Raw genomic sequence first — 2,153 nt, forward strand, 5'->3', positions numbered from 1 at the left:
ACTGAATGGTCAGCAGGTTGGACGGCGCGTACCAGCAGACCGCCGCCTGGACGCGGGTGTCGTCCTGGTCGTCCCCGGTCAGCGCGAGCATCGAGGCGAGATGTCCGCCGGCCGACTCGCCCCAAACCCCGATCCGTTCGCGGTCCACGCCCGCCGTGTCGCCGTGTCGGCGCAGCCAGCGGACCGCCGCCGTGACGTCGTCGAGTTGGGCGGGGAAATGCGCCTCGCCGCTGAGCCGGTACTGCGCGGAGGCGACCGCGAAACCGGCCCGGATGGCGGCGGTGAAGGGATCCACCTCCATGAGCCACTCCGGTGGCTGCTTGGGCGAGCCGAACAGCCACGCGCCACCGTGGATCCACACCAGGACCGGGACCGGTTGGCGGGCCGCCACGGGCACGACCAGGTCCAACGTGAGCGGGCGGAAGCCCGGGACCTCGTTGACGACGATGTCACGGTGCTCGATCCGGTCGCTCCGGGGCCGGGATGCCGCGTCGGTCATCGCGCCATCTTCGCACCGACGGTCCGTGTTGTCGGGGCGTCCCGGTCGCGGCGACACCCCGACAACACGGAACCCGCGTTGGTCACTGCTGTTTGTCCGGGCTGGCGGGACGGGCGCGGACGTGCAGCCGCTCCCCCTGCGGCCCGAACAGGCTGAGGGCTTCGGCGGTGCCCGGGCCGGGGTTGTAGAAGAGGTGCGGGATGCGGGTGTCGAACTCGGCCACCTCGCCGGGGGTGAGCGTCAGATCACGATCACCGAGCAGCAGGCGGATCCGGCCGGAGAGCACGTAGAGCCACTCGTACCCCTCGTGGGCCTGCGGGATCCGGCCTCCGGCGGACGGGTCCGGCGGGAAGATCTGCTTGAACGCCTGCACACCGCCCGGGCGGCGGGTCAGCGGCAGGTACGTCACGCCGTGCCGGACGATCGGTTTGGGGCGCACCCGGGGGTCGCCGCTGGCCGGGGCGTCGACGAGTTCGTCCAGCGCCACCTGATAGGCCCTGGCCAGCGGGAGCAGCAGCTCAAGCGTCGGTCGACGGCTCCCGGACTCCAGCCGGGACAGGGTGCTCACCGAGATGCCGGTCAGGTCGGCGAGCTGGGTGAGCGTGGTCCCGCGTTGGTGACGTAGGGCACGCAGCCGGGGGCCGACGGCCGCCAGCGCGGCACTGTCCTCGTTTGCCATAACGGCAAGGATAGTTGCCGCCGGGCTGGCGGCGGCGGATGGTGGTGACAGCCGACAGAACACGAGGGGGACGAACCGGTGGACGAGACATACGACGTGGTGGTGGTGGGCGGCGGCGCTGCCGGGCTCAGCGGCGCCCTGGCGCTGAGCCGGGCCCGACGGTCGGTGCTGGTGATCGACTCCGGTGAGCCGCGGAACGCGCCCGCCGACCGGATACACAACTACCTGGGCCGGGAGGGAACGCCGCCCGGTGAGCTGCTCGCGGTCGGACGGGCCGAGGTGGCCGGGTACGGCGGGCAGTTCCGCACCGGGCGGGTGCGCAGCGCCACCCGGGACGACGACGGGTTCCAGCTCAGCCTCGACGACGGCGAGCCGGTGCGCGCCCGGCGGCTGCTGGTGACCACCGGGCTGACCGACGAACTGCCCGACGTGCCCGGCCTGGCACAGCGGTGGGGTCGCGACGTGCTGCACTGCCCGTACTGCCACGGCTGGGAGGTTCGGGACCGTCGCATCGGCATCCTGGCGACCGGGCCACTGGCCGTGCACCAGGCGGAAATGTGGCGACAGTGGAGCTCCTCCGTGCTGCTCCTGCTGCACGACACCCCGGCACCGGACGCGGAGACCGCCGAACGGCTCGCCGCCCGCAGCATCACGGTGGTGCCGGGCCCGGTCGCCGCGGTGGAGGTGACCGACGACGCGCTGACCGGGGTACGGCTCGCCGACGGTCGGGTGGTGGCGCTCGACGCGATCGTGGTGGCGACGCGACTGACCCCCCGCGCCGACCTGCTGGTGGGGCTGGGCCTGGCCCCCGAAGAGGTGACGATGGGTGAGCATGTCATCGGTGCCCAGATCCCGGCCGACCCCACCGGCGCGACCGCCGTCCCCGGTGTCTGGGTGGCGGGCAACGTGGCCGACCTCCGGGGACAGGTGATCACGTCCGCCGGGGCCGGGTTGACCGCCGCGGCGGCGATCAAC

Annotated in this window: 3 protein-coding genes; 1 reads left to right on the forward strand and 2 read right to left on the reverse strand. The window is 73.0% G+C overall.

Going from position 1 to position 2,153, the window contains the following annotated elements:
- Together KBX53_RS30775 and KBX53_RS30780 are read right to left on the reverse strand one after the other, a co-directional pair.
- A partial coding sequence (locus KBX53_RS30775) for an alpha/beta hydrolase (protein ID WP_210863238.1) occupies positions 1-499 on the reverse strand: 499 nt, incomplete at its 3' end.
- Between the two features lie 82 nt (positions 500-581).
- On the reverse strand, positions 582-1,178 hold the full coding sequence (locus KBX53_RS30780) for a helix-turn-helix domain-containing protein (RefSeq protein ID WP_210863240.1): 597 nt from the start codon (positions 1,176-1,178) through the stop codon (positions 582-584).
- Between the two features lie 78 nt (positions 1,179-1,256).
- On the opposite strand from KBX53_RS30780, the gene KBX53_RS30785 reads away from it, so the two are divergent.
- Positions 1,257-2,153, forward strand: an 897-nt coding sequence (locus KBX53_RS30785; RefSeq protein WP_210863242.1) for an NAD(P)/FAD-dependent oxidoreductase, incomplete at its 3' end; no start/stop codon positions are given.

The organism is Micromonospora sp. M51, from assembly GCF_018070305.1.
GTDB classification, from domain to species: Bacteria; Actinomycetota; Actinomycetes; order Mycobacteriales; family Micromonosporaceae; genus Micromonospora; species Micromonospora parva.

What these genes read in the sequence shown, in the direction of transcription:
- KBX53_RS30780 (WP_210863240.1), bottom strand. Translation starts at nt 1,178, where the DNA reads ATGGCAAACGAGGACAGTGCCGCGCTGGCGGCCGTCGGCCCCCGGCTG.